Source organism: Halomonas salsilacus (assembly GCF_051216275.1).
Lineage (GTDB): Bacteria > Pseudomonadota > Gammaproteobacteria > Pseudomonadales > Halomonadaceae > Halomonas.
On the sequence record NZ_JBPKAQ010000021.1, the window covers coordinates 1 to 1,294 of the forward strand.

A 1,294-nucleotide genomic window follows, 5' to 3' on the forward strand; every position below is an offset into this window, starting at 1 on the left:
CGCGTCACCGACTACAACGTCAAGATCCGGGTCAAGCCGGATCACTCCGACGTTGACCTCACCAACGTCAAGATGGCCATGAACCCCTTCTGCGAGATCGCCGTGGAAGAGGCGGTGCGGCTCAAGGAAAAGGGCGTGGCCACCGAGGTGGTCGCCGTCACCGTCGGCCCCAAGGCCGCCCAGGAGCAGCTGCGCACCGCCCTGGCGCTGGGCGCCGACCGCGCGATTCACGTCGAGACCGACGCGCGCGTCGAGTCGCTGGGCGCCGCCAAGGCGCTGGCCAAGCTGGTGGAAGCGGAGCAGCCCGGCCTGGTGATTCTCGGCAAGCAGGCCATCGACACCGACAACAACCAGACCGGCCAGATGCTCGCCGCCCTGACCGGCCTGCCCCAGGGCACCTTCGCCTCCGAGGTGGTCGTGGAGGGAGACAAGCTCCAGGTCACCCGCGAGGTCGACGGCGGCCTGCAGACCGTCGAGCTGACCCTGCCGGCCATTGTCACCACCGACCTGCGCCTGAACGAGCCGCGCTACGCCAAGCTGCCCGACATCATGAAGGCCAAGAAGAAGCCGCTGTCCGTCACCACCCCGGCGGAACTCGGCATCGAGGTGGCCTCGAAGGTCAAACTGCTCAAGGTCGAGCCGCCGGCCGAGCGCAAGGGCGGTGTCAAGGTGGGCTCCGTGGACGAGCTGATCGACAAACTCAAGAACGAAGCGAAGGTGATTGCATGAGCATCCTGGTACTCGCCGAACATCACGACGGCGCCCTGGCCGGCGCCACCGCCCACGTGGTGGCGGCCGCACAGGCCATCGGTGGCGATATCGATATCCTGGTGGCCGGTGAAGGCGTCGGCGCCATCGCCGAGGCCGCCGCCACGCTCGACGGCGTGAGCAAGGTTCGCGTGGCCGATCACGCTGCCTACGCCCACCTGCTGGCCGAGCCCACCGCGGCGCTGATCGCGGAGCTGGTCGGCGACTACACCCACCTGCTGGCCGCCGCCTCCACCACCGGCAAGAACGTGCTGCCCCGGGTGGCCGCGCTCAAGGACGTGGGGCAGATCTCCGAGATCATCAGCGTCGAGTCCCCGGACACCTTCAAGCGCCCGATCTATGCCGGCAACGCCATTGCCACCGTGCAGAGCGAGGATACCCTCAAGGTGATCACCGTGCGCACCACCGGCTTCGATGCCGTTGCTGAAGTTGAAACAGAGAGTGGTGGCTCCGCTGCCATCGAGGCGGTGGACTTCGTCGCCGACAACGCCCAGTCCACCTTCCTCAACGAGGAGCTCGCCAAGTC

Annotated in this window: 1 protein-coding gene and 1 pseudogene; both read left to right on the plus strand. The window is 67.4% G+C overall.

Annotated elements, in window-relative coordinates; translation table 11 throughout:
- A partial coding sequence (locus ACR80S_RS17110) for an electron transfer flavoprotein subunit beta/FixA family protein (RefSeq protein ID WP_435403905.1) occupies positions 1-729 on the plus strand: 729 nt, incomplete at its 5' end.
- A pseudogene (locus ACR80S_RS17115) lies at positions 726-1,294 on the plus strand (electron transfer flavoprotein subunit alpha/FixB family protein); the annotation flags it as partial. The gene ACR80S_RS17110 and the pseudogene ACR80S_RS17115, both read left to right, overlap by 4 nt.